The 24,916-nt window shown below is 66.8% G+C and carries 17 protein-coding genes; 9 read left to right on the forward strand and 8 right to left on the reverse strand.

The annotated features are described in order from the left end of the window. The first annotated feature begins 12 nt into the window (after positions 1-12). The 3 genes from NLR35_RS32875 to NLR35_RS32885 all read left to right on the forward strand — a co-directional run bounded on the left by NLR35_RS32875 (position 13) and on the right by NLR35_RS32885 (position 3,427). Positions 13-873, forward strand: coding sequence for an ABC transporter permease (locus NLR35_RS32875; RefSeq protein WP_257170703.1), 861 nt, complete (start codon positions 13-15; stop codon positions 871-873). Continuing rightward, the gene (gene araD / locus NLR35_RS32880) at positions 870-2,606 is read left to right on the forward strand and encodes an L-arabinonate dehydratase (RefSeq protein ID WP_257170705.1); all 1,737 of its coding nucleotides are present in this window, start codon (positions 870-872) and stop codon (positions 2,604-2,606) included. The genes NLR35_RS32875 and araD overlap by 4 nt, the downstream gene beginning before the upstream one ends. Before the next feature lie 101 nt (positions 2,607-2,707). Further along, positions 2,708-3,427, forward strand: a complete 720-nt coding sequence (locus NLR35_RS32885) for a ribonuclease activity regulator RraA (protein WP_257170706.1) — start codon at positions 2,708-2,710, stop codon at positions 3,425-3,427. A 247-nt stretch (positions 3,428-3,674) separates the two neighbouring features. Here the strand turns inward: NLR35_RS32885 and NLR35_RS32890 are convergent, their stop codons facing one another. The 4 genes from NLR35_RS32890 to NLR35_RS32905 all read right to left on the reverse strand — a co-directional run bounded on the left by NLR35_RS32890 (position 3,675) and on the right by NLR35_RS32905 (position 9,998). Further along, positions 3,675-5,774 carry a S9 family peptidase gene (locus NLR35_RS32890; protein ID WP_257170707.1) on the reverse strand — a complete coding sequence of 700 codons (2,100 nt, stop codon included), beginning with the start codon at positions 5,772-5,774 and terminating at the stop codon, positions 3,675-3,677. Positions 5,775-5,782: 8 nt separating this feature from the next. Further along, positions 5,783-6,970 (reverse strand): alanine--glyoxylate aminotransferase family protein, encoded by a 1,188-nt coding sequence (locus tag NLR35_RS32895; RefSeq protein WP_257170708.1) that lies wholly within the window; start codon positions 6,968-6,970, stop codon positions 5,783-5,785. Positions 6,971-7,159: 189 nt separating this feature from the next. Continuing rightward, the gene (locus tag NLR35_RS32900) at positions 7,160-7,885 is read right to left on the reverse strand and encodes a thermonuclease family protein (RefSeq protein ID WP_257170709.1); all 726 of its coding nucleotides are present in this window, start codon (positions 7,883-7,885) and stop codon (positions 7,160-7,162) included. Positions 7,886-8,273: 388 nt separating this feature from the next. Further along, positions 8,274-9,998 (reverse strand): hypothetical protein, encoded by a 1,725-nt coding sequence (locus tag NLR35_RS32905; protein WP_257170710.1) that lies wholly within the window; start codon positions 9,996-9,998, stop codon positions 8,274-8,276. 441 nt (positions 9,999-10,439) lie between these two features. Between NLR35_RS32905 and NLR35_RS32910 the strand changes: the two genes are divergently transcribed. After that, complete coding sequence (locus tag NLR35_RS32910; RefSeq protein ID WP_257170711.1) at positions 10,440-11,303, forward strand: caspase family protein; 864 nt, start codon at positions 10,440-10,442, stop codon at positions 11,301-11,303. Positions 11,304-11,664: 361 nt separating this feature from the next. Here the strand turns inward: NLR35_RS32910 and NLR35_RS32915 are convergent, their stop codons facing one another. Next, positions 11,665-12,540: an efflux RND transporter periplasmic adaptor subunit gene (locus tag NLR35_RS32915; RefSeq protein WP_257170712.1), complete on the reverse strand. Its 876-nt coding sequence runs from the start codon at positions 12,538-12,540 to the stop codon at positions 11,665-11,667. Positions 12,541-12,741: 201 nt separating this feature from the next. Between NLR35_RS32915 and NLR35_RS32920 the strand changes: the two genes are divergently transcribed. After that, positions 12,742-13,719, forward strand: coding sequence for a L,D-transpeptidase family protein (locus tag NLR35_RS32920; protein ID WP_257170713.1), 978 nt, complete (start codon positions 12,742-12,744; stop codon positions 13,717-13,719). 687 nt (positions 13,720-14,406) lie between these two features. On the opposite strand, the gene NLR35_RS32925 is transcribed toward NLR35_RS32920, so the two are convergent. Continuing rightward, a complete protein-coding gene (locus tag NLR35_RS32925; RefSeq protein WP_257170714.1) occupies positions 14,407-15,210 on the reverse strand; it encodes an N-acyl homoserine lactonase family protein in 804 nt (267 codons plus the stop codon). A gap of 321 nt (positions 15,211-15,531) precedes the next feature. Between NLR35_RS32925 and NLR35_RS32930 the strand changes: the two genes are divergently transcribed. The 4 genes from NLR35_RS32930 (at position 15,532) to NLR35_RS32945 (ending at position 22,070) form a co-directional block, all read left to right on the forward strand. After that, on the forward strand, positions 15,532-17,028 hold the full coding sequence (locus tag NLR35_RS32930) for a caspase family protein (RefSeq protein ID WP_257170723.1): 1,497 nt from the start codon (positions 15,532-15,534) through the stop codon (positions 17,026-17,028). A 142-nt stretch (positions 17,029-17,170) separates the two neighbouring features. Continuing rightward, the gene (locus tag NLR35_RS32935; protein WP_257170715.1) at positions 17,171-17,848 is read left to right on the forward strand and encodes an OmpA family protein; all 678 of its coding nucleotides are present in this window, start codon (positions 17,171-17,173) and stop codon (positions 17,846-17,848) included. 173 nt (positions 17,849-18,021) lie between these two features. Beyond that, the gene (locus NLR35_RS32940) at positions 18,022-18,948 is read left to right on the forward strand and encodes an efflux RND transporter periplasmic adaptor subunit (RefSeq protein ID WP_257170716.1); all 927 of its coding nucleotides are present in this window, start codon (positions 18,022-18,024) and stop codon (positions 18,946-18,948) included. Continuing rightward, positions 18,948-22,070: an efflux RND transporter permease subunit gene (locus NLR35_RS32945; RefSeq protein ID WP_257170718.1), complete on the forward strand. Its 3,123-nt coding sequence runs from the start codon at positions 18,948-18,950 to the stop codon at positions 22,068-22,070. Before NLR35_RS32940 ends, NLR35_RS32945 begins: the two co-directional genes overlap by 1 nt. Positions 22,071-22,109: 39 nt before the next feature. Here NLR35_RS32945 and NLR35_RS32950 read toward each other — a convergent pair whose 3' ends face one another. Together NLR35_RS32950 and NLR35_RS32955 are read right to left on the reverse strand one after the other, a co-directional pair. After that, on the reverse strand, positions 22,110-23,744 hold the full coding sequence (locus NLR35_RS32950) for a glycosyltransferase family 39 protein (protein WP_257170719.1): 1,635 nt from the start codon (positions 23,742-23,744) through the stop codon (positions 22,110-22,112). Positions 23,745-24,082: 338 nt separating this feature from the next. Beyond that, entirely contained in the window at positions 24,083-24,757 is a 675-nt protein-coding gene (locus NLR35_RS32955) for a Crp/Fnr family transcriptional regulator (protein WP_257170720.1), read from the reverse strand. Positions 24,758-24,916 lie beyond the last annotated feature (159 nt).

Consider the following 24,916-nt stretch of genomic DNA (forward strand, 5'->3'; position numbering starts at 1 on the left):
GGAGGCCCGGACATGGCTGACGCCAAGATCATCCTGCGCGACACGTCGACGGCGAGCGCGGGACCTGCTGATGTCGAGCGCAAGCTGAGCGTGCTCGAGCTGCTGTGGAACGATGGCTTCGTCCGCAAGAGCCTGATCATCGTCGTGCTGGCGGCGATCTGGCAGGCCTATGGCAGCTATCTCGACAATCCCCTGCTGTTCCCGACCTTCTCAGAGACGATCGCGGCGCTTTGGGAAAAGGTGCGCGACGGCACCATTCCCATGCGCGCCTGGACCTCGCTGAAGGTGCTGTTCATGGGCTATGCCGCCGGTATCACGCTCGCTGCCATCCTGACAGTGCTGGCGATCTCCACCCGCATCGGCACCGATTTCCTCGAGACCGTCACCGCGATGTTCAACCCGCTGCCGGCGATCGCGCTGCTGCCGCTGGCGCTGATCTGGTTCGGGCTCGGCAGCGGCAGCCTCGTGTTCGTGCTGATCCATTCGGTGCTGTGGCCGGTCGCGCTCAACACTCACTCAGGTTTCAAGAGCGTGTCGAACACGCTGCGCATGGTCGGCCGCAACTACGGCCTCACCGGCTTCTCCTACGTGATCCGCATTCTGATTCCCGCGGCCTTCGGCGCCATTCTCACCGGCCTCAAGATCGGCTGGGCCTTCGCCTGGCGAACGCTGATTGCCGCTGAACTCGTGTTCGGCGTCTCCTCGGGGCAGGGCGGCCTCGGCTGGTTCATCTTCGAGAACCGCAACCTGCTGGAAATTCCCGCTGTCTTCGCCGGACTTCTCACCGTCATCCTGATCGGCCTCGTGGTCGAGAACCTGATCTTCCGCACCATCGAGCGCAGGACCGTGCTGACCTGGGGCACCCAATCATGACGACACGCAAGACTCCCGATCAGCTGCGCAGCGCGCGCTGGTTCGCGCCCGACGATCTCCGCTCCTTCGGCCACCGCTCGCGCGTGATGCAGATGGGCTATGCCCAGGAGGAGTGGAAGGGCCGGCCGGTCATCGCCATCGTCAACACCTGGTCGGACGCGCAGCCCTGCCACATGCACTTCAAGCAGCGCGTCGACGACGTGAAGCGTGGCGTGCTGATGGCGGGCGGCTTCCCGATCGAGCTGCCGGCGCTGTCGCTGTCGGAATCGCTGCTGAAGCCGACCACCATGCTCTATCGGAACATGCTGGCGATGGATGTCGAGGAGCTGTTGCGTAGCCATCCCGTCGACGGCGTCGTGCTGATGGGCGGTTGCGACAAGACCACGCCGGCGCTGCTGCTCGGCGCCACCAGCATGAACCTGCCGGCGATCTATCTGCCGGCCGGGCCGATGCTGCGCGGCAATTGGAAAGGCAAGACGCTCGGCTCTGGCTCCGACGCCTGGAAGTACTGGGACGAGCGCCGCGCCGGCAAATTGTCGGACAGCGACTGGACCGCGATGGAGGCGGGCATCGCCCGCAGCCACGGCACCTGCATGACCATGGGCACGGCCTCGACCATGACAGCGATTGCCGAAGCGATCGGCATGACCTTGCCGGGCGCGTCGTCGATTCCCGCGGCTGATGCCGAGCACATCCGCATGAGCTCGGAATGCGGCCGCCGCATTGTCGAGATGGTGTGGGAGGATCTGACGCCGTCCAAGATCCAGACCAAGGCCGCGTTCGAGAACGCGATTGCGGTGGCGATGGCGATGGGCTGCTCGACCAATGCGATCATTCATGTCATCGCCCAGGCGCGCCGCGCCGGCGCCGACATTGGCCTCGATGATTTCGAGGCCGCGAGCCGCAAGGTGCCGGTGCTCGCCAATGTCCGGCCGAGCGGGGACACCTACCTGATGGAGGACTTCTACTACGCCGGCGGCCTGCCCGGGCTGATGAGCCTGATGACGGAGCACCTCCATCTCGATTGCCTCACCGTCAATGGCCGCACGCTGGGCGACAACATCGCCGGCGCCGGCGTCTACAACGACGACGTGATCCGCCCGCAGTCGAACCCGATCTATCGCGAGGGCGCGCTCGCCGTGCTCAAGGGGAACCTCGCCCCGGACGGCTGCGTCATCAAGCCCTCGGCCTGCGATCCGCGCTATCTCAAGCACACCGGTCCAGCGCTGGTGTTCGACGACTATCCGTCGATGAAGAAGGCGATCGACGATCCCGATCTCGATGTCACCGCTGACCACGTGCTGATCCTGCGCAATGCCGGTCCGCAAGGCGGGCCTGGCATGCCGGAATGGGGCATGCTGCCGATCCCGACCAAGCTGGTGCGCGAAGGCGTCCGCGACATGGTCAGGCTGTCGGACGCGCGCATGAGCGGCACCAGCTACGGCGCCTGCATCCTGCACGTCTCCCCCGAATCCTACATCGGCGGTCCGCTGGCGCTGGTGCAGAACGGCGACCTCATCACGCTCGACGTCGCCGCCCGCACCATCAACCTCGACGTGCCCGCGGACGAACTGGCCCGCCGCCGCGCCGCCTGGACGCCGCCCGCGCCGCGCTTCGAGCGCGGCTATGGCTGGATGTTCGCCCGCCACATCAAGCAGGCCAATGACGGCTGCGACTTCGACTTCCTCGAGACCGGCTTCGGCACGCCCGTGGGCGAGCCGGCGATTTATTAGTTCAACTGTCGTTCCGGGGCAGGCGAAGCCTGAACCCGGAACCTCGAGATTCCGGGTTCGGTCGCTGCGCGCCCGCCCCGGAATGACCTCAGGGATCCAACATGACCAAACTCAGCACCGCCACGCGCAACAAGCTCAAGACCGTTTCGACGGCCACCGTTGCCACCGCGCTGTTCAAGCGCGGTTTGCGCATCCAGTGCATCCAGAACGTCCATCCGCTCAGTCCGCAGCAGCCGACCATGGTCGGCGAAGCGTTCACCTTGCGCTACATCCCGGCGCGCGAGGATCTGAACACGATCGAGGTCTTCCGCGACCGCGGCCATCCGCAGCGCAAGGCCGTCGAGGACTGTCCCCCCGGCGCCGTGCTGGTGATGGACAGCCGCAAGGACGCACGCGCCGCCTCAGCCGGTGCGATTCTCGTCAGCCGCCTGCAGCAGCGCGGCGTCGCCGGTGTCGTCACCGATGGCGGCTTCCGTGACGCCGCCGACATCGCCAAGCTCGGCATCCCCGCCTTTCACCAGCGCCCGAGCGCGCCGACCAATCTCACCTTGCACCACGCCATCGAGATCAACGGCCCGATCGCCTGCGGCGACGCGCCGGTGTTTCCCGGCGACGTCATCCTTGGCGATTCCGACGGCGTCATCGTCATCCCCGCCGGCATCGCCGACGAGATCGCGGATGAGACTTTTGAAATGACCGCGTTCGAGGATTTCGTCGCCGAGCAGGTGGCGCAAGGCCGCTCCATCCTCGGCCTCTATCCACCGACCGACCCGCAGACCCCGGCCGATTTCGCCGCATGGCGGGCGAAGAACAACAGGTAGTGACTACACACACCGTTGTCGTGCGTTGAGCCCAAGGCCGCTAGCGAGGCGAGATCCAGCCACGCACTCCGCTGTCGTCCCGGCCTTGAGCCGGGACCCATAACCACAGGGCGGTGTGATTGCGAAGGACGTAGCTCCAGCGTTCTCAAAAAGCGGACAGTGGGGGCTATGGGTCCCGGCTCAAGGCCGGGACGACACCGGTGGTGAAGCTCGATCCCGGCACACATCTCACTGCGGCCGTCAGCGCTCACGCCGTCCGATCGGCTAACCCCACGGCCCACAGTGCAAACGCATACACGATCGCGATTTCATCGAGCCGGTTGAAGCGGCCGGAGGCGCCGCCGTGGCCGGCGCCCATGTTGGTACGGAGCACGACAGGCCCACCACCCGTCATGGTCGCGCGCAGCCGCGCGATCCACTTCGCCGGCTCCCAATAGGTGACGCGCGGGTCGGTGAGGCCGGCCATCGCCAGGATCGCGGGATAGTCCTTCGCGGCGACGTTGTCGTACGGCGAGTAGGACAGGATGGTGCGGAAATCTTTTTCGCTCTCGATCGGGTTGCCCCATTCCGGCCATTCCGGTGGCGTCAGCGGCAGGGTGTCGTCGAGCATGGTGTTGAGCACATCGACGAACGGCACCTCGGCGACGATGCCGGCGAACAACTCGCCGGAGCGGTTGGCGACCGCGCCCATCAGCATGCCGCCGGCGCTGCCGCCATGGCCGACGATGCGTTTTGCGCTGGTGTAGTTCGCCGCGATCAGCGCCCGCGCGCAGGCCGCGAAATCATCGAAACTGTTGGTCTTCTTCTCGCGCTTGCCGTCGAGATACCAGCCCCAGCCCTTGTCGGTGCCGCCGCGGATATGCGCGATGGCGTAGACGAAGCCGCGATCGACCAGCGACAGCCGGTTGGCGGAGAACGACGCCGGCATCGCGTGGCCGTAGGATCCGTAGCCATAGAGCAGCAGCGGCGCCGCGCCGTCGGCCTTGAAATCCCTTCGGTGCAGCAGCGACACCGGCACCTCGGCGCCGTCATCGGCCTTGGCCATGATGCGCGTCGTGACGTAGTCGGCCGGATTGTGCCCGGAGGGGATTTCCTGGCGCTTGCGCAGGGTCTTTGCGCGCGTCACCATGTCGTAGTCATAGACTTCCGACGGTGTCGTCATCGACGAATAGGCAAAGCGCAGGTTCGTCGTGTCGAACTCGTAGGAGCCCATCGCGTCCAGCGAATAGGCGCCCTCGTCGAACGCGATTGCGTGTTCCTCGCCTGACGTGAGATCGCGGATCACGATCGACGGCAGCGCATTGGCGCGCTCCAGCCGCACCAGGTGGCCTGAATACAGATCGTGATCGAGCACGTAGATGCCGGCGCGATGCGGGATGAGGTCGCGCCAGTTGGCGCGCTCCGGCGAGGCCAGCGGCACCGTGACGATCTTGAAGTCGATCGCGCCATCGGCATTGGTGAGGATGAACAGCTCGTTGCCGCGATCGGCGATCGAATATTGCACGCCGTTCTCGCGCGCGGCGACGAGACGCGGCGGCGTCTCGGGATGATCGAGGTCGATCAGCCGTTGTTCCGACGTCTCGTGATCGCCGCCGGCGATGACGCAGAACCGGCCCGAGGTCGACTCGTGCACATGCGTGAACCAGCCGGTGTCTTTCTCCTCATACACCAGCACGTCGTCGGCCTGCTTGGTGCCGAGCTTGTGCCGCCACACCTGCATCGGGCGGTGATTGTCGTCGAGCTTGACGTAGAAGAAGCTCTTGCAGTCGCGCGACCACACCACGCCGCCGTCGGTCTCCTCGACAAGATCGGCAAGATCATCGCCGCCATCCCAGTCGCGCACGCGGATGGTGAAATATTCCGAGCCCTTGGTGTCGGCGCTCCACGCCACGAGCTTGTGGTCGTGCGAATGCCGGCTGCCGCCGAACTTGAAGTAGTCATGGCCGCGCGCCAGCGCATCGCCGTCGAGCCCGATGGTCTCCGCGCCGCCGTGGCGCGGAGTGCGGCAGAACAGTTCGTGCTGGCCGCCCTCGCGGTACTTGCGGAAGTAAGCATAGGGACCGTCGGGCGACGGCACCGAGGAGTCGTCCTCCTTGATGCGGCCGCGCATCTCCGCGACGATCTTTTTCTGCAGCGGCGCGGTGTGGCCGAGCACGGACTCGGCATACCCGTTCTCGGCCTCCAGGTACGCGCGGATATCAGCGTCGAGCAGCGACGGATCGTGCAGCACCTCCTGCCAGCGCGCATCCTTCAGCCAGGCATAATCGTCCTGGACGGTGATGCCGTGACGGGTGAAAGAATACGGGCGGCGCGGCGCCACCGGCGCCTTGGTGCTGCTATCGGTCATGTCGTCCTTTACGGGGTCACGCTTTCGCCGAGCCATTGGATCGCGGCGTCGAGGCCGCCGCGGCCATGCGGGATCTTCAACGCCACCAGCGCCATTTCGATCACGCCGAGCGTGCCGAGCACCATCGGCGCGTTGACATGACCCATATGGGCGATGCGGAACGCCTTGCCGCTGAGATCGCCGATGCCGGTGCCGAGCACGACGCCGCACTGCTCCTTGCAATAGGTCTGCAACACCGCGGGATCATAGCCGCCGCCCACGAGCACCGTGGTCACGGTGTTGGAGCGCTCGGTCGGCTCTTCGATGTTGAAGCCTATCACCTGCCCTTCGCTCCACTTCGCAACCGCGCGACGTACGGCCTCGCCGAGCAGCTGGTGCCGGCGGAACGCATGCGGCAGCCCTTCGGCGAACAGCATGTCCATCGCCTGGCGCAGCGCGAACAACAGATGCACGGGGGCCGTGCCGCCATATTTGCGATAGTGCTCGGTGCCCTCGCGCTCGCTCCAGTCCCAATAGGGCGTGCGCATGTTGGCGCGCTTGTGCGCCTCCAGTGCACGGTCATTGGCCGCGACGAAGCCGAGGCCGGGCGGCGTCATCAGGCCCTTCTGCGAGCCGGACATCGCGACGTCGATGTGCCAGGCATCCATCTCGAACGGCATGCAGCCGAGCGAAGCGACGGTGTCGACCATGTAGAGGGCCGGGTGGCCCGAGGCCTTGACGGCGCGGCCGATTGCCTCGACGTCGTTGACGACGCCCGAGGCGGTGTCGATCTGCGCAACCACGATCGCCTTGATGGTGTGCTCCTTGTCGGCGCGCAGCCGCGCCTCGACCTCCGCCGGGCGCACCGCGCGGCGCCAATCGCCGCGGAGCACCTCGACCTCGGCGCCCATCGCCTTGGCCGCATGGCCCCAGCCGATCGCGAAGCGGCCGCTTTCGAGCACCAGCACCTTGTCGCCGCGCGACAGCACGTTGGAGAGCACGGCCTCCCAGGCGCCATGGCCGTTGGCGATGTAGATGTAGGTCTTGCCCTTGGTGGCGAACAGCCGGCCCAGGTCGGACAGGATGCCGTCGGTCAGCTCGACCATCTGCTTGGAGTAGATGTCGAGTGCCGGGCGGTGCATGGCCTGCAGCACCTCGTCGGGCATCGTGGTGGGTCCCGGGATGGCCAGAAACTCCCGGCCCGCGCGAACGGTCATTGTCAGTGTCCTTGGCAATGTGATTTGGGCGATGCGGTCTTGCGATTGGGGTGTGACGGGCCCTCGCACGCGGCGGGCCCAAGATCGTTTCAAGCTGGTTTTACGTGGCGCGGCTGCGAATGAAAAGCCGGGGAAGCCGGGGGGCTGGCATGCCCCGGCCGGCCAGTGCGCCCGGCCGGTGCGCCTCGCCTAGCGCCGGGTCTCGCGGCAGCCGGCGGCCTCGGCCTCCTCGACCGAGCAGAACCAGCGCGTGCCCTTGGCGACGTGCATCTTGATCTGCGCGTACCAGCGGCTGGTGGGCGTATGATAGATGCACTCGCCGGCGCCGTTGACGTTGCCCTTGATGGTGCAGTCGGGCGAGGGCGCCACCGGACCCGATGCCGACGCAAGCAGGATGGCCTTGGCGCCCTCCGGCGGCTTGGTCGCGCCGAGGATGGTGGTCTTCTTGTTGCGCACCCGCCAATCCCACGGCGCGATGAACGCGCCCTGCCACATGCCGGCCTTGGCCGCGCGCGCCTCGGCCTCGTCCGGCTCGTAGTCGTGCGACACGGTGCGGTAGGCCAGCGCCCAGCCGCTACGCACCAGCCATTTCTGGATATCCTCGCCGTCGACGTCGCAGCGCGCCACCTGGCGGCCGCGGCGGTCGATCGACCGGGGGTGACACACCCAGCTCTTGCCGTCGGCATGCTTGATCAGTTCGTCCCGCGCCGCCACGCCGCAGGTCCAGCGTTCGCCGTGCGGGTTGAGACAGAGCTGGTCGACCGACGGCGCGTCGATGCCGCCGAGCCGGATGCGGGTGGTGCCGATCAGCACGTTGTCCGCCTCGCGGACCTTGGCGACCCCGGTGATGTCGGCGGCGGATGCAACGGACGGCAGCAGCAGGAGCAGCGCGAGGAGAGCGGGTTTCATGGGCATGAACGGGCGCGGTCGTCCTTGGGATGGGCAATGCCAGCAATTGTGCTGTGGATCGGCTCCCGGTTCCAGCGCCGTGATTGCCTGATTTGCTCAACTTCGCGCGATGCGGGGCTGAGGCTGGATCTACATTTAAAGTTCGAGGGGGAGCTGTCGTCGCGACGACGGTGTGCTCCCCTCCCCCTTGCGGGGAGGGGGCCGGGGTGGGGTCCGCGGGCGCGGAGCTCTGCCGTATACGAAATTTAACGAGCTTCCTAACGGCCCCGATTCGACGGTCGCGCGCTCAGCAGGACCACGCATCTCATTGAAAGCGGGACTCGTGGACCCCCACCCCCGACCCCTCCCCGCAAGGGGGAGGGGAGCCGACCGCCGTTGTGGCTGCAGGCTCGCCTCACCGCACCACCACGCGCCGCGCCAGCGCCAGCCCCATCAGCACGAACGCCGACGTCACCTCGGGGCCGCCGACGAGGATCCGGGTCGGGGTCTTCATCTTGTTCCACTCATAGGCGCGATAAGGATGCCGCCGGCCGCCTTCGCCGAAGCTCGTCACGATGCAATGCGCCGCCGGCGCGAAGCTCGCTGGGTTGCCGCCGAGATGGCCGAGCGCGATCAGCGCCAGCGCGGCGTCGAACGGGTTCATCTCGCGGCCGACCAGTTCGTCCTCGACATAAGCGAGCACGCGCAGCCGTATGAGCTCGAAAGCGCCGTCCGGATCGATCGCCTGGCGCGCGGCCGGTGGCAGCGCCATGAAGGCGTGGTAGCAGCGGCCGAAATAGGCGCAGTACAGCTCCGGCAGATAATAGATGTGCGAGCGCGGATCGGCGAAGGCGCCGCTCGTGACCAGCCGCAGCTGGAAGCCGATGACGCGCCTGATGAAGTCCAGCCGGGCCTGCGTCTCCAGGATCTGCCAGCGCCCGAGGTTGCGGAACGAGACCTCGAGCACGTCGAGATTCAAGGTCGGATCGAGATCGTTGCCGTACGGCCGCTCACCGGCCATGCTGTCGATCCAGGTCGCGACGCCGCCGTCATAATCGATGTTGTCGTTGATCGGCACGGTCACGCGCGGCTCGTTGCTTCCCGCCCGCACCTGATAGCCCGCATAGAAATCGACCAGCGGCTGGGCCAGGATCGGATCGTCGGAGCCGGCCTGCGTCGCCGCCGAGAACGAGCACGCCGTGGTGTCGCAATCCGGCACGTAGACGCCGAAGCCAAGGTCCTGCTTGATCTGGGTGAAGAAGCGCGAGAACCGCGGATGCGGGTGCGGCGCCAGCGCGGTCACGACATTGTAGCTGTTGCCGTCGGCGCCCCGCACCTCCTCGCGGCTGGTCTTGAGGCAGAACTCGACCATCGCCGATACCGCGCCGCGCGCCGCGCTCGTCTGTTCGGACGAGGCGAGCCCGGTCTCCAGATAGCTCAGCAGCGCCTCGGTGAAGAACGCGTCGTAATAGGCCGAGCGATGCCGGATCTGGACCGGCTCCCACATCGGCTCGGCGATGCCGCGCCAGGGCGGGTTGATCACCGCGGCCGCCGGCGAGCGGGCGATGAACACGCGGGCGAGGTTGAACAGCAAGGTCGAGTTCTTGTAACCGCGCGCATCGAGCCCTTGCAGGGCCAAAAGCACGTCGCGCCCCGTCATATCGGGATCGCCGATCAGGTTGAACGCGGCATAGGTCGGGATGAAGCCGTTGCGGCGGAACGAGCCCAGCAGGTCGGCGCCGCAGGCGCGGATCACCCGGTCGATCTCGCCGGCCGGCGGCATCGTCACGGTGCCGGTCCGGCGCGGCGGGGCAGGGTGGCTCAACGCCACGCTGTCGACCAGTTCGGCAACCGGACGGCCGGCCGCCTCCCAATCCGGCGTCGGATTGTCGCGGGCATGAACCAGCGCCTCGCGCAGCGCATTGAGGCGGGCGGGATCGTTCAACTCCGGCAGGCCGGCGCGGCGCAGCAGGGTCCGCAGCGCGGGATTGCCGAGCGCGGTCCGGTAGAATTTCGACAGGTGCGGGTCGCCGTTGCCGGGCTGGCGCAGGATGGGATCGCAGACCTCGTATAGCGAGGGGCCGTCCTTCCGGGCCGTGAGCGCGCGACAGGCCGCTCCGGCGAAATATTGCAAACTCAACGTCGGGACTCGCGGTTCGGGGCGGGGGCAGACGGCCTGTGCTTGCTCGAAACGCCCGGCAAACGGCTCGTCACGCGCATGCACCGATGAAACGGACGTTCAAACTGACATGCGGCGCGGCCAAAGACAACGTGACCGGCATCACTGCAGCGGCTGTGGATTTGGCGGCAATGTGGCCGCCGGACGGTCCTGCCGGGGTCCTTTGGAGATCAGCGCCATGGTTAAATTCGCCTTAATTTCCAAGTGTTTGATAAGTCAATGGTGTTCCGATGTTGCCCTCGTGGCGTGATCGGGTTAAGCCTTTCTTCGTTGCGGCGCCGCAAATTGCGCGCAATTCGACGACACATCGTCTCGCAACCCCTCAAACCTCAGAGGCGCCGGCGCGACCAAAGGGTGCGACCCTTTGGACCGACTGGATCGGCTCGGACCAGGATTGACGTGATGACCGCAGGGCAGACTTCTCTCTCTCGCCGTTCGGCCGTGATCGCCGCCGCGCTTCTGTGCACGGTGTCGCTCGCGCTTGGCGCGCACGCTGCCCTGAACAAGCGCGTGCCCGACGGCGGCAAGGCGGCTGCGACCGAGCAGAGCACCGGCACGACCGGCAACGGCGCGCGCCTGGCGCTCGTCGTCGGCAATGCGCATTATCCCGACGCCAATGCGCCGCTCGCCCAGCCGATCAACGATGCCCGCGCGCTCACCGGCGCGCTGCGCCGCGACGGCTTCGACGTCGACGTCGTCGAGGACGCGACCAAGGAGGACATGGCGCGCGCGGTCGCGCGCCTGACCTCGCGCATCAGGCCGGACTCGGTGGTGATGCTGTTCTTCGGCGGCTACGCCATCCAGGCCGGACGCGAGAGCTACATGATCCCGGTCGACGCCAAGATCTGGCGCGAATCCGACGTGCGCCGCGAAGGCACCAGCATCGAGGGTCTGCTCGACGCCGTTCGCGAGCAGGGCGCCCGCGCCAAGCTGGTCGTGGTCGACGCCTCCCGCCGCAATCCCTATGAGCGCCGCTTCCGTTCCTATTCGCACGGCCTTGCCCCGATCAACGCGCCCGCCAACGCGCTGATCCTGTCGTCGGCGACGCCGGGCAAGGTGCTCGACGATCCCCGGGATCGCAGCAACAGCATGCTGGTCTCCGAACTGCTCAACCAGATCGGCCGCAGCCCGAGTGCGGAGGCCGTCTTCACCAAGACCCGCAACGCCATCGCCCGCAGCACGGATGGCGAGCAGGTGCCGATGGTGTCGTCCTCGCTGGTCGAGGACGTCCGCCTCAGCGCCGACGTGGCGAACGCGGGCAGCTGAGCGGCGGCCACGCAGTCCCTCTCATCGTCTCTGCAATATCTCGACTCGCGCTCTTGTTAGTTGTGGCGCGCAGGCCGTGCGGCTTGCTCGCTGCCAAGCGCCGAGAGGTGCCGACCGCCCGAGCCGTTCAGGGCCGGTGCAAACCTCTCCCCGCTCTTTGCGGGGAGAGGTCGGATTGCGCAGCAATCCGGGTGAGGGGCATGGCACGAGCGCAATCCAGATCTGAACTCCATCGGACGGGCACGATGGCTCCAAGGTGATTGGGCGCGCGGACCGCTGCACCACTCGTGTGGCTGCCCCTCACCCCGACCCTCTCCCCGTAAGAACGGGGAGAGGGAGCGCACCGTCCTTGCCGCTCCCCTCAATTGCTCGCCATCACCGGCCGCACCGGGTCACCTTCGCGCAGCAATGCGCCGGCCCGGGAGACGACGACATCGCCTTCGGCGAGGCCGTCCTTGATCTCGACCTGGCCGCCGGCCATCAGGCCGATCTCGACGCGCTTGGTCTCGATGCGCTGGGCGCGCACCACCTGCACGACGGTGCCATCGGCGTCGTAGAGAATGGCGGTCAGCGGCACCGCGACGCCGCAGCTCTGGCCGATCTTGATGATCGCGCGGCCGAACGAATTGGCCAGCAGCTTCGCATTGCCGGTGATGCCGATGAAGGCCTGGCCGAGCTGGCTGTTCGGCTCGACGGTCGGCGCGACGCGGCGGATCTTGCCGTCGAGCTCGCCGGCGCCGACGATGCGGATCCGCGCCGTCTGGTTGACCGCGAGCTTGCCGATCTGCGCTGACGGCACCAGGCCGACCAGGTCATATTCGTTGCGGGCGATGATCGAGAACAGCGCCTCGCCGCGGCCCGAGGCGAAGGCGCCGATCGTGGCGGTCGATGTCAGGATGGTGCCGGCGACTGGCGCCTGGATCATGATCGCGCCGCCCTCGGGCGGCGTCAGCCGCGCCAGATTCTGTCCGGCGGTGACGGTGTCGCCGGCATCGACCATCACCTCCGCCACCTTGAGCCCCGGACGGTCCGGTCTGACCGAGGTCTCGTCGCGGGCGAGCACGAGGCCGGACACCTCGACCGTATTGTCGAAGCAGGCCTTGCTGGCCTTGAGCACGCTCACCGCGGCCCCTTTCGGCGCATCGGTGTTGTCAGCTGCGGCCGCCGCCTGCGCCAGCGCCATGACGGCGAGTACCGAGATGCCAAATGCCGTGACAGCCAATCCGGACTTCCCCATGCGACACCGATTCCTTGCAACGCCATTCGTCGAGCAGGCCCTGGGCGCAGATAGCAGACGCGCGGCCGCCGGGCCAGCAGACCCGTCTCCTTGCATAGTCGCGGCAGCCCCTGACGACGTTCAGCGCCCGCGCTCATCGGGTGCGAACTTATCCCCGGCCGCCACGTTGATGCCGTTTCCCGCCTGATAGGATCACGAATCATGCTTCGGCCTTGGATACCGCTCCTGCTCCTCGTTGCGCTCGCGATGCCCGCGCGTGCTGCGGAGCTGACCGCAGACGCGGTCAACAATGCCGAGCTGCGCAAGCGGCCGCCGGCCGAGGAGAAGATGGACCCGGTGGCGATCCGCGCCCAGGTGCTGCTCGACCGCGCCCATGTTTCGCCGGGCGAGATCGACGGCCGCTTCGGCGACAACGCCCGCAACGCGCTCGCCGCCTTTGCCCGCGCCAAGGGGCAGCCGAGCGGATCGAAGCTGACGCCGGAGCTGTGGGACGCGCTGCGCCAGGGCGATCAGGCCCCGGCGATCGTCACCTACAAGATCACCCGCAACGATGTGAAGGGGCCGTTCCTCGAAAAGCTGCCGAAGCGCATGGAGGACATGAAGGACCTGCCGCGGATCGGCTACACCTCGCCGCGCGAGGCGCTGGCGGAAAAATTCCACATGAGCGAGGCGCTGCTCAAGGCGCTCAATCCCAAGAGCAGTTTCGACAAGGAGGGCGAGGAGATCGCCGTCGCCAACGTCATCAAGCCGGATGAGAAGGTGCCGGAAATCACCCGGCTCGACATCGACAAGACGACTGAGACGGTGCAGGCCTTCGACAAGGACGGCAAGCCGGTCGCGGTGTTTCCCGCCACCGTCGGCAGCGACGACAAGCCGACGCCGGTCGGCAGCTTCAAGGTCGATTCGATCGATGCCAACCCGAACTACCGCTACAACCCCGACTACAAGTTCAAGGGCGTCAAGGCGCGCAAGCCGTTCGACATCAAGCCCGGCCCCAACAACCCCGTCGGGTCCTATTGGATCGGCCTCTCCATCGGCAACGGCTACGGCATCCACGGCACCGCCGAGCCCTCCAAGGTCGGCAAGACCGAATCCCACGGCTGCGTCCGCCTCACCAATTGGGACGTGACCTTCCTCGGCCAGCATCTGTCGAAGAAGGCGGTGGTGGAGCTGCGGTGAGCGCAGCGATTGTTGCTGCGATGCCCACCACCCTTCAATGAAGCCAAACCGCTTCAACGGAGCCCAGCCGCCTCGCCAACCTCCGCCGTCGTCCCGGCCTCGAGCCGGGACCCATAACCCCAGGGAAGAGTTTGAGGCAGGCGCGCCGTTGCATTCCGCTCCCCACAACCGCCGCTTAGTATGGGTCCTAGGTCGGTGCCACGCCGCGCGATCGCGCATCGTGACTGGCCCGGGACGACGCGGTGGGTGAATTACTAACGGTGCGGCATACAGTGCGGTGCGCATGAATGTGCCCTCTCCCCTTGTGGGAGAGGGCATGCACGCTAGAGCAACAAACTCACTTGGGTGAGGGGTATCTCTCCACGAGCGTCGTTCGCGGAGAGAGACCCCTCACCCAACCGCGTGTGCGGACCGGCCGAACATGCCCTCTCCCGCAAGGGGAGAGGGCGCTGTATCTAGCAACGCGCTTGCTGCTCGCATTCAAAAGGCGCGCCCGATGCTGTTAGTTGAGCGGCAAACATATCGCGCGCCGCGCCCACCATTCACATCCGTGATGCCGATGGTGGGCACGGCGCGCTTAAGAATGTGCCCGCTGCGATGGCGCGCAACGCGCCTTTGCCCACCCTACAAGTTCGAGGATGTGATGAGCAGCTGTGGGCTCATCGAGATTCGAACTCAGACGCGCCGCTATTTCGCAAACGACCGCTTCGGCGCCACGTGCAGCGCATAGGCATCCGCCGCCTCGCTGACGCGCGGATAGAGCTCCGTCACCAGAGGATCATGCCCCGGAATGAAACGATCCGGATGGCCCGCGAGGCGCTCGATGGTGTCCCAGCCCTTTGCCATGTCGCCGATATTATAGACGATCGGAAACGGGCTCTTGCGCTGCAGATTGGCGTAGTAATGCGCGGCGTCGGAAGCGAGCACGACCGGGCCGCGGGCGGTTTCGACGCGCACCACCTGCAGGCCGTCGGAATGGCCGCCGACCCGGTGCACGGTGATCCCGGGCGCGATCTCGCCGTCTCCATTGTGGAAGGTGACGCGCTCACCATAGACGTGGCGCACCATGGTGGTGACGTGCTCGACCGAGAACGGATGCCGCAGCAGGCCGTTGCACATGCAGCGTCCCGTCGCATAGGCCATCTCGCGCTCCTGCAAATGGAAGCGCGCGTTCGGGAAGCGGTCGAGATTGCCGGCGTGGTCGTAATGCAGATGCGTGACGATGACGTCGCGGATGTCGGCCGCCTTGACGCCGAAGGCGTCGAGCGCGTCGACCGGGTTGCAGCGCAGCTTGCGGCTGCGCGCCGCGGCCTCTGCGGCATTGAAGCCGGTGTCGACCAGGATGTCGCGGCCGTCGCTGCGAATCAGCCAGACGAAATAATCGAGGTCCTGCGCCGCGGTGTCGTGCGGATCGGGCTGCAGGAAGTTCATGTGCAGCGTGCGCTGCGACATCGTCGCATAGCGCAGCGCGTAGATCTCGGCATTCTCCATGAGCGGTTCTCGTTGTTCGCGGTCCGACCATATCGAGCCATCGCCGCGCGCTGCGGTCAATCGCCGTGGAGCGAACCGGATCGCGGCCCCCGCCGACACAGTGTGAGGCAGCTCACCGCCGACCCTCTGCTCCCCTGGCACTGTTTCCGGCGTGGCGATCGAAGGACGGCGGCGACATCCGCCCGCTCTGGCGATTCTTCAACTGCGGCAAGCGGTTGACGTGTCGTCACGGCGATTTGATAATGCCTGACGCGTGGGATATGTTCGCCGCGGCGCAAGCTGGACGGCGCCTGTTTGCTGGACCGCTGGACCGCCATCGTGATGACGCTTCGCCTGCTGCTGCTGCTCGGTTTGATGTTCTCAGTCGCGTGGTCTGGCCCCGCTCGCGCGGCCGGCGACCGCTTCGCCCTCGTCATCGGCAATGCGAAGTACCCCGATGCCGAAACGCCGTTGAAGGAACCCGTCAACGACGCGCGCGACCTCACCGACGAGCTGAAGCGCGACGGCTTCACCGTCGATACGCTGGAGAATGCCACTGGCGATGCGATGCGCCGCGGCCTCGATCGGCTTTACGGCAAGATCAAGCCGGGCTCGGTCGCGCTCTTGTTCTTCTCCGGCTACGGCATCCAGTCGAGCCGCACCAGCTACATGATTCCGGTCGATGCGCAGATCTGGCAGGAGGCCGATGTGCGGCGCGACGGCATCAGCCTCGAGCAGGTGCTGCAGGAGATCAACAGCCGCGGCGCCGGCGTGAAGATCGCGCTGCTCGATGCCTCCCGCCGCAATCCCTATGAGCGCCGCTTCCGCACCGCATCGTCCGGACTTGCGCCGGTGATCGCGCCGAGCGGTACTCTGGTCATGTACTCTGCCGCGCTCTCCACAGTCGTCTCCGACACCGGCCGCGACCGCAGCCTGTTCGTGCAGGAGCTGTTGAAGGAGATCCGTGTTCCCGACCTCACCGCCGAGGAGACGCTGAACAGGACACGCGTCGGCGTGACGCGCGCCTCGCGCAGCGAGCAGGTGCCGTGGATCTCGTCGTCGCTCGCGGAGGATTTCTCGTTCGTGCCGGGGACCGGCGGTGCGCGTCCAACCGTCACGGCGGACAACACGCCGCTGCCGCAGCCGACTCCCACGCCGATGCCCACACCGACGTCGGCGCCAACTCCGTCGCCGACACCAGCGCCGCCACCGCCACCCCCACCTCCGCCGCCAAAGACGGAGCTGGCGCCGCCGCTGCCGCCGATCCCGACGCCGCTGCCGCCCGTGCCGACGCCCGCGCCGGCCAATTCCCCCACCGCCAATGGGCCGGCGGATCCGCTGGCTGACGATCCGACCATCAAGAGCCTGACGGCCAAGATCGCAGCCAATCCGGACGACGCGGCAGCGCTGTACAAGCGCGGCCAAGTCTATGCCAGCAAGGGCGCCTATGCGCAGGCGATCCGCGACTTCGACGAGACCATCCGGATCAATCCGAAGGATGTCGAGGCGCTGAACAATCGCTGCTGGGCCCGCACCGTGGTCGGCGAGCTGCAGCCGGCGCTGCGGGATTGCAACGAGGCACTGCGGCTGCGGCCGAATTTCGTCGATGCGCTCGATAGCCGCGGTCTGGTCAATCTCAAGAGCGGCGCGGTCAAGAATGCGATCGCCGATTTCGATGCCGCGCTGAAGGTCAATCCGCGGCTGACGTCGTCGCTGTATGGGCGCGGCCTCGCCAAGCAGCGCAATGGCGCGGCGCAGGAGGGCGCACTCGACATCGCCAATGCCAAGGCGATCGATCCGAACGTCGTCCGCGAGTTCGAAAGCTACGGCGTCCGCTGATTTTTGGCGCAGCGAGCCGGCCGCCTCGAACCATCGGGCGCGCCGGGCCGACATAAACGCGAACAGCCGACATCGTGAGCGGGCGTTCGCGATGAGGCGGGACATGAGTTCGCGTGAGTTTGCGCGCGAGGAGGGATTGGCAATGACCGCACCGAACACGAATCCGAGCAAGGCCGCCGGGCTGACCGGCCTCCTGGTTGCCGCGATGCTGACCGCGGCGGCCACGCTGAGCGTCACCACGGCGTTCGCGGCCGAGGACGTGACCGAGGATCAGATCGTCCGCGCGCTGGCCGGTCCGAAGAAGCCGCTGACCCGCGGCCTGTCGATGTCGCCGCCGGCGGAGGCTGTGCCTGCGGTCACGCCGGCGCAGGACAAGTTCCTGCAGAGCATCCGGGGCCGCGCGACGCGATCGCTGTCGACGGCGGAGCGCGAGGAGATCGCCGCGGTCGCCCAGACCAAGCCGAACATCGATCTCGAGATCACCTTCGACTACAACTCGGCCAATATCAGCCAGAAGTCGATGGCCTCGGTGCAGGCGCTCGGCCGCGCGCTGACCAGCCCCGAGCTGAAGGGATCGACCTTCGTCGTCGCCGGCCACACCGATGCCGCGGGCGCGGACGCCTATAATCAGGACCTGTCGGAGCGCCGCGCCGATGCGATCAAGCGCTATCTGGTCGACAAGTTCGGCATCGCAGGCAGCGACCTCGTCACCGTGGGCTACGGCAAGAGCAAGCTGAAGGATCCGGCCCAGCCGCTGGCCGAGGTGAACCGCCGCGTGCAGGTCGTCAACATGCAGAGCAAGACGGCGGCGGCCAAGTAGCTCCGCCTCTGCACAACCGCCGTCGGGGGCCGCGTGGCAGGAGATCGAACTGACCGGATGCGTCTCGCAGGCCTGCGGGGCGCATCGTCTTGTCGGGCAGGTCATCGCCGTCTCCGTCGGAACATCCGCCCCATCGTCACACCGCACCTCGCGCCGACCGGATCTGCCTGCCGATGAAGCTGCCGAAATCCCTCAAGACCGCAGCCACCGCGATCGTCTTCGTGGCCCTGTTCGCGGGCTATTACTGGTACGAGCACCGCCCGCATGAGGCGGCCGAGGAGCCGCGCATGCAGGCCCAGGTGCTCGTCACCAAGGCGGGCAAGGCCTGCTTCTCGGATCTCGTCCGGGTTACCGGCTTCGTCGTGCCGCGCCGCGAGGCGGTGGTCGGCGCCGACCAGGAGGGATCGCGCGTCACCGACGTCCTGGTGAAGGAAGGCGACACCGTCACCGAGAACCAGGAGCTCGCGCGGCTGACCCCGCCGCCGCCGCAACCGGGCGCACCGGCGGCTGCGGCCGGACGGCCGGTATCGCTGCGGGCGCCCGCGTCCGGTCTGGTCACCGAGGTCCGCACCATCGTCGGCGCGCCGGCCTCGCCGCAGGCCGGCCCGATGTTCCGCATTGCCGTCAACAACGAGCTCGAGCTCGATGCCGAGGTGCCGAGCGTCCATCTGCTGAAGCTCGCGCCGGGCGTTCCCGCGCGGATCAGCCGCGACAACACGCCTGATCTCAATGGCCGGGTCCGGGTGGTGTCGCCCCAGGTCGACCGCACCACGCAGCTCGGCCACGTCCGTATCGCGCTGTCCAGCACTCCGACGCTCAAGCCCGGCATGTTCGCGCGCGCCAATATCGATGCCCGGCGCAGCTGCGGTGTCGCCATTCCCAACACGGCGATCGACCATCTCACCGTCCAGGTCGTGAAGGGCGATGTGGTCGAGACCCGCCGGGTCCGGGTCGGCCTGGTGTCCGATACGTCGACCGAAATTCTCGAAGGTCTGGCCGAGGGCGAGGTCGTCGTGGCCGACGCCGGCAGCTCGCTGCATGACGGCGACCAGATCAAGACCATGTTCGCCGAAGACATCGATCGCACGCGGGTACGCTGATGGCACTGAATATCTCGGCATGGTCGATCCGGAACCCGCTGCCCTCGATCCTCTTCTCGATCATCCTGCTGGTGCTGGGATGGATGAGCTTCACCAAGCTCGCGGTGACGCGGCTGCCGAACGCCGACATCCCGGTGATCTCGGTCGCGGTGGCGCAGTTCGGCGCCGCGCCGTCCGAGCTTGAATCGCAGGTCACCAAGATCATCGAGGACGGCGTCTCCGGCGTCGAGGGTGCCCGCCACATCCAGTCGCTGATCACCGACGGCCTGTCGGTCACCACCATCACCTTCGCACTGGAGACCAACACCGACCGCGCCATCAACGACGTCAAGGACGCCGTGACGCGGGTGCGCTCCGACCTGCCGCAGAACGTCACCGAGCCCCTGATCTCGCGCGTCGACAAGATCGGCCTGCCGATCGTCACCTATGCCGCGATCTCGCCGGGCAAGACGCCGGAGCAGCTGTCGTTCTTCGTCGACGACGTGGTCAAGCGTGAGCTGCAGGGCGTGCGCGGCGTCAGCCAGGTCGAGCGCATCGGTGGCGTCGAGCGCGAGATCCTGGTCTCGCTCGATCCCGATCGTCTGCAGGCGATGGGCCTCACGGCCGTCAATGTCAGCCAGAGCCTGCGCGGCACCAATGTCGACGTCGCCGGCGGCCGCGCCGAGATCGGCAAGAACGACCAGGCGATCCGCACACTGGCCGGCGCGAAGACGCTGAACGAGCTGTCCAACACGATGATCCCGCTGTTCGGCGGCGGCGAGGTCCGGCTCGCCGATCTCGGCACGGTCACCGACACCATCGCCGATCGCCGCACCTTCGCGCGCTTCAACGGCGAGCCGGTGGTGGCGCTCGGCATCAAGCGCGCCAAGGGCGCCAGCGACGTGGTCGTCGCGGCCGCCGTGCAGAAACGCATCGATCAGGTCAAGGCCGCACATCCCGATGTCGAGCTGAAGCTGATCGATACGTCGGTGGAGTTCACCAAGGGCAATTACGACGCCGCGATCTCGACCTTGTTCGAGGGCGCGATCCTCGCCGTCATCATCGTGCTCTTGTTCCTGCGTGATCTCCGCGCGACGATCATCGCTGCAATCTCGCTGCCGCTGTCGATCTTCCCCGCGTTCTGGGCGATGGACATCCTCGGCTTCTCGCTCAACATGGTGTCATTCCTGGCGATCACGCTGTCGACCGGCATCCTCGTCGACGACGCCATCGTCGAGATCGAGAACATCGTGCGCCACATGCGGATGGGCAAGTCGCCCTACCGCGCGGCGCTCGATGCCGCCGACGAGATCGGACTGGCCGTCATCGCGATCAGCCTGACCATCATCGCGATCTTCGCGCCCGCGAGCTTCATGTCCGGCATCGCCGGCCAGTTCTTCAAGCAGTTCGGCATCACCGTCTCGGTGCAGGTGTTCTTCTCGCTGCTGGCGGCACGCTTCGTCACGCCGATGCTGGCCGCGTATTTCCTCAAGCATCACGACCACGACGATCCGCCGCCGGGCTTCATCCTGCGGGCGTATCATCGCATCGTGACCTGGTCGGTGAAGCACTACTACATCACGATCCTGCTCGGCGTAGGCATCTTCGCCGCGTCGATCTGGAGCACGACGCTGCTCTCGAAAGGCTTCCTGCCGGCGCAGGACGCGGCGCGGTCGCTGCTCGCGATCGAGCTGCCGCCCGGTGCGCAGCTCGCCTACACAGAGAAGGTCACCGAGGACATCGTAGCGCAGCTGCGCAAGCGGCCCGAGGTGCGCAGCGTGTTCGTCGATGGCGGCCGCCTGCAGGGCGCCATGGAGGTCCGCCGCGCCGGCATGATCGTCAACTACACGCCGAAGACCGAGCGCAAGATCACCCAGAAGGAGCTGGAGCTCGCAATCTCCAAGGATCTCGAGACGATCCCCGACATCCGCTTCTGGTTCACCGACGAGAACGGCCTGCGCCCGATCAAGCTGGTTCTGACCGGCTCGGATCCCAAGCTGGTCGACAATGTCGCCAGCGAGCTGGCGTCGCAGATGAAGCGGATTTCGATCATCTCCAACGTGGTGTCCGACACCTCGCTCGACCGGCCGGAATTGCGCGTGCAGCCGCGTGCCGATCTCGCCGCGCGGCTCGGCGTCTCCACGGAGAGCCTGTCGCAGACGATCCGCGTCGCCACCATCGGTGACGTCGGGCCGGCGCTGGCCAAGTACGATGTCGGCGGCCGCCTTGTTCCGATCAGGGTGCAGCTCGAAGATGCCGCGCGCAGCGACGTGAAGATCCTCGAGCAGCTGCGGGTGCCGCTCGGCCAGTTCGGCGAGAAGGGCGGTGTGCCGCTGGCTGTGGTCGCCGACATCAAGCTCGACCAGGGCCCGACCAGCATCAGCCGTTACGATCGCGGCCGCCAGGCGACCGTCTCGGCCGATCTCGTCGGATTGGCTGCGCTCGGCGACGCGACCAAGCTGATCGACGATCTGCCGGTGCGAAAGACGATGCCGGCCAGCGTCAAGCTGATCCCGTCTGACGATGCCGAGAGCCTGAACGAGCTGGCCTCGGGATTCATCACGGCGATAACCGCCGGCCTGATGATCGTCTATGCGGTGCTGGTGCTCCTGTTCGGCACCTTCCTGCAGCCGATCACCATCCTGTTCTCGCTGCCGCTGTCGATCGGCGGCGCGATCGGCGCGCTGATGCTGACCGGCAAGCAGCTGACCATTCCCGTCTATATCGGCATGATGATGCTGATGGGCATCGTCACCAAGAACGCGATCATGCTGGTCGAATTCGCGATCGAGGCGATCCATGCCGGCGTCAGGCGCGACGAGGCGATCATCGATGCCGGCATGAAGCGGGCGCGGCCGATCGTGATGACCACCATCGCGATGGTCGCCGGCATGATGCCGAGTGCGCTCGCGGTCGGCGCCGGCGGCGAATTCCGCTCGCCCATGGCGCTCGCGGTGATCGGCGGCCTGGTGTTCTCCACCGTGCTGTCGTTGCTGTTCGTGCCGGCGATGTTCCTGGTGATGGACGATGTCGGCTCGCTGTCCGCGCGGCTCGGCCGCAGGCTGATCGTCTCATCCGGCGATGCCGAGGACGTGCCGCATGCCGACCACGTGCCGGGCGCGGTGCATGAGCCGAAGCCGTAGCGCAGCGATCATCGCTGCGCACAACCGAAATTGGCGGATTCAGTTCGCCTGCGAAGGCAGCCGCCGCCGCGCGCTGAGATCGTCGGCGACGCCCGGCGTGGTCGGTGCCGGCGGGCTGGCCTCGGGCGGCACGATCAGGGCGACGAAGCCCTGGCTGGCGCCCTGCCAGCCGAACAAATTGGTTCGCAGCGTGAAGTCGACGCGGACCGAATGTCCCGCCCGCGCGGCTGCGGCCTCCATGCCGGCAACGCACGAGATGTCGGCGTCGTAGCACAGCGCCGCCCAGCCCTCCGGGCGCCGCACGTCGCCGGTGGGCTGCAGCTCACGCGGATGCACGAGGCCCATGTCATATTGCGGATGATCGGTGCCGTAGAACGCGGCCGCGAAAGCGAGGCCGTCGTCGCCGCCGACCGCCCGGAGCGGGCTATCGGTTGCGTTCCGCCAGAGCCGGTCGAGCTCGGTTACGGCCGGCTGATAGAAGTTGCGGCCTTCATTCAGCGGGACGTAGTTGCGGTACAGCGCATGCAACGGCGCCACGATGACGGCCGCGAACGCCGCGATGGCGATGGCGATGGCAGCGAGGTTGACCGTCAGCTCCCGCGGAGCCTGGTAGCTGGCGCCGCACACGATCACCACCACGAACAGGAACACACCCTGCAGGCCCCACAGCGGCGGCATGTCGGTGCCGAAGATCGCAGAGGTCAGCGCCGGGAAGACCACGGTGCCGATGCTGATCACCGCCAGCAGACGCAGTCCCCGCGCAAGGCTGAGTGCGTCGTTCAGCACGCGGGCGGGACGCGGCCGCGCCATGGCCAGCCAGATCAGGCCGGGGATGCCGGCGATCCCCGACATCGCGAGCAGGAAGCCGCCGCCTTCGATCAGCGCGGCAGCACTGGTCTTGCCGGTGTGATGCTCGATCGCGTGCGAGAACGGCTGCGCGCCGGTCGTTGCCAGCCAGACCAGGTGCGGCGCCAGCGCGACGAGCCCCGTCAGCGCGGCGATCCACGGCGCCTGCGAGGTGAAATAGCGCTTTCGCTCGGGGTGACACAGCGCGGCGACCGCGAAGCTCGCGATCAGGAAGATCGAATAGTACTTGCCGAGCATGGCGAGCGCGGCGGTCAGGCCTGCGGCGACGGCCCAGCCGGCGCGACGGGTCTCAAAGGAGCGCAGGAAGCACCAGGTCGCGAGCGGCCAGCTCGACAGCAGCACCGCATTGGCGTTGAAGCGTTGCGCGTGCAGCTGATAGATCGGCAGCAGCATCAGCAACAGCAGCACGATGATGCGCTTGTCACCGCGCGCGAAGTGCCGCGTGATGCGGTCGACCGCCCACAATCCGACTGCCGCATTGGTCAGCGCCAGCAGGTTGAACGACCAGTTCGTCAGCGGAAACACGATGGTCCAGGCCCGCGCGGCCCAGCCCATCAATGGCGGATGCTTGGTCGAGCCCCAGTCGAAGCTGCGGCCGAGCGACCAGGTCTCGATCACGTCCTGATGCAGATCGCCGTCGATATAGGCGATGGAGAAATACACCATCCAGATCGCGACGAAGCTCGCGATCAGCAACGGCACCGCCCAACCGTCCTCGACGGCATCGATCCAGATCGCCAGACCTCGACGCCAGCGGGCCATCGAGCCGCTCGTCTCGATCCCGATCGCCGGTAACGCAAGACTCATGAATTCGCTTCCAACCGACGTTGCTCCGGCACGACGAGCCACGTCCCGCACGCGACACGCGCGCAGGCAGACGGCGCTTCGATTGCCGAACTCACTCTGTTAGAATTGTTAAAAACAGTTCATGTCGCAAATTGTGAGGTGCGGTGGCCCAATTGCGATCATGTTTGGCCGACGTCGATACGAAACGATGCACGACCCGCAGGTCTCGCCCTGCGGCGGACCCGGATTGGCCAAGATTGGGGCGGGGCGACGGTCGGCGCGAAGCGATGGGCTTTGGTGCGGGGCGACGGAACCGAGGCGGGACGCCGGCGGGCGCGCTTGGCGACGTGGCTCGCCGCCTATTCGTTGCGGGCGATCGTGTTGAGCCTGGTGAGGTCATGCAGCAGGATGCGGCCGCGCTGCAGGTCGAGGATCTTGTCCTTGCGCCAGGACTGGAGCTGACGGTTGACGCTCTCGCGGGCGGCGCCGACGAACACGCCGAGCTGCTCTTGCGAGATGTGCACTTCGGAGCCGAAATCCTCCGCCAGCGCGCACAGCCGCCGCGCCAGCCGGATCGGCAGCGGCTGCAGCACCGATTCCTCCATCCGCTCGCTCTGCCAGCGGATGCGCTGGCACAACAGCTGGATGATCTTGATCGCGACCTTGGGCTCGCGCTCGAGGAAGCTGAGAAAATCCTCGCGCCGTAACACGAACAGCTCGGTGGTCTCACCCGCGGTGGCGTCAGCGGTGCGCTCCTGGCCGTCGAGCACGGCGACTTCGCCGAACAGATCGCCGGGGCCCATGAAGTTGAGCGTCAAGCGCGAGCCGTCGGTGGCGCCGGTCTCGATGCGGATCTGGCCACGGCGGACGCCGAACAGCGCATTGCCGGGATCACCCTTCTGGAACAACACCTCGCCCGACGACAGATGCTGGGTGTGGCACAGGTTCGAAATGCGCTGCAGCTCGTCGGATCCGAGATCCGCGAACATCGGGTTCATCTTCAGAATGACCGCAAATTCGGCCTGCTTGCTCATCACTATACCTTCGGCGGTGGTTTCAGGGCCCCAGTTACAAAATCCGCGCTGGCGGAAGTGTGTCACAAGTCACATAACGGCGCATGGGCTTACGACTAGGTTGGTCGCTCTCAGGGCGATCTTCGTTCCGGGAAAATTCAGATTGAACCGGGTCGGCGT

The organism is Bradyrhizobium sp. SRS-191, from assembly GCF_024586915.1.
Lineage (GTDB): Bacteria > Pseudomonadota > Alphaproteobacteria > Rhizobiales > Xanthobacteraceae > Bradyrhizobium.

Excerpts from the sequence above, each read along its gene's own strand:
- NLR35_RS32930 (WP_257170723.1), top strand. The coding sequence starts at position 15,532 with ATGACGCTTCGCCTGCTGCTGCTGCTCGGTTTGATGTTCTCAGTCGCG.
- NLR35_RS32895 (WP_257170708.1), bottom strand. The coding sequence starts at position 6,970 with ATGACCGTTCGCGCGGGCCGGGAGTTTCTGGCCATCCCGGGACCCACC.
- NLR35_RS32915 (WP_257170712.1), bottom strand. The coding sequence starts at position 12,540 with ATGGGGAAGTCCGGATTGGCTGTCACGGCATTTGGCATCTCGGTACTC.
- NLR35_RS32950 (WP_257170719.1), bottom strand. The coding sequence starts at position 23,744 with ATGAGTCTTGCGTTACCGGCGATCGGGATCGAGACGAGCGGCTCGATG.
- NLR35_RS32920 (WP_257170713.1), top strand. The coding sequence starts at position 12,742 with ATGCTTCGGCCTTGGATACCGCTCCTGCTCCTCGTTGCGCTCGCGATG.
- NLR35_RS32885 (WP_257170706.1), top strand. The coding sequence starts at position 2,708 with ATGACCAAACTCAGCACCGCCACGCGCAACAAGCTCAAGACCGTTTCG.
- NLR35_RS32900 (WP_257170709.1), bottom strand. The coding sequence starts at position 7,885 with ATGCCCATGAAACCCGCTCTCCTCGCGCTGCTCCTGCTGCTGCCGTCC.
- NLR35_RS32945 (WP_257170718.1), top strand. The coding sequence starts at position 18,948 with ATGGCACTGAATATCTCGGCATGGTCGATCCGGAACCCGCTGCCCTCG.
- NLR35_RS32940 (WP_257170716.1), top strand. The coding sequence starts at position 18,022 with ATGAAGCTGCCGAAATCCCTCAAGACCGCAGCCACCGCGATCGTCTTC.
- NLR35_RS32955 (WP_257170720.1), bottom strand. The coding sequence starts at position 24,757 with ATGAGCAAGCAGGCCGAATTTGCGGTCATTCTGAAGATGAACCCGATG.
- NLR35_RS32935 (WP_257170715.1), top strand. The coding sequence starts at position 17,171 with ATGACCGCACCGAACACGAATCCGAGCAAGGCCGCCGGGCTGACCGGC.
- araD (WP_257170705.1), top strand. The coding sequence starts at position 870 with ATGACGACACGCAAGACTCCCGATCAGCTGCGCAGCGCGCGCTGGTTC.
- NLR35_RS32910 (WP_257170711.1), top strand. The coding sequence starts at position 10,440 with ATGACCGCAGGGCAGACTTCTCTCTCTCGCCGTTCGGCCGTGATCGCC.
- NLR35_RS32890 (WP_257170707.1), bottom strand. The coding sequence starts at position 5,774 with ATGACCGATAGCAGCACCAAGGCGCCGGTGGCGCCGCGCCGCCCGTAT.
- NLR35_RS32875 (WP_257170703.1), top strand. The coding sequence starts at position 13 with ATGGCTGACGCCAAGATCATCCTGCGCGACACGTCGACGGCGAGCGCG.
- NLR35_RS32925 (WP_257170714.1), bottom strand. The coding sequence starts at position 15,210 with ATGGAGAATGCCGAGATCTACGCGCTGCGCTATGCGACGATGTCGCAG.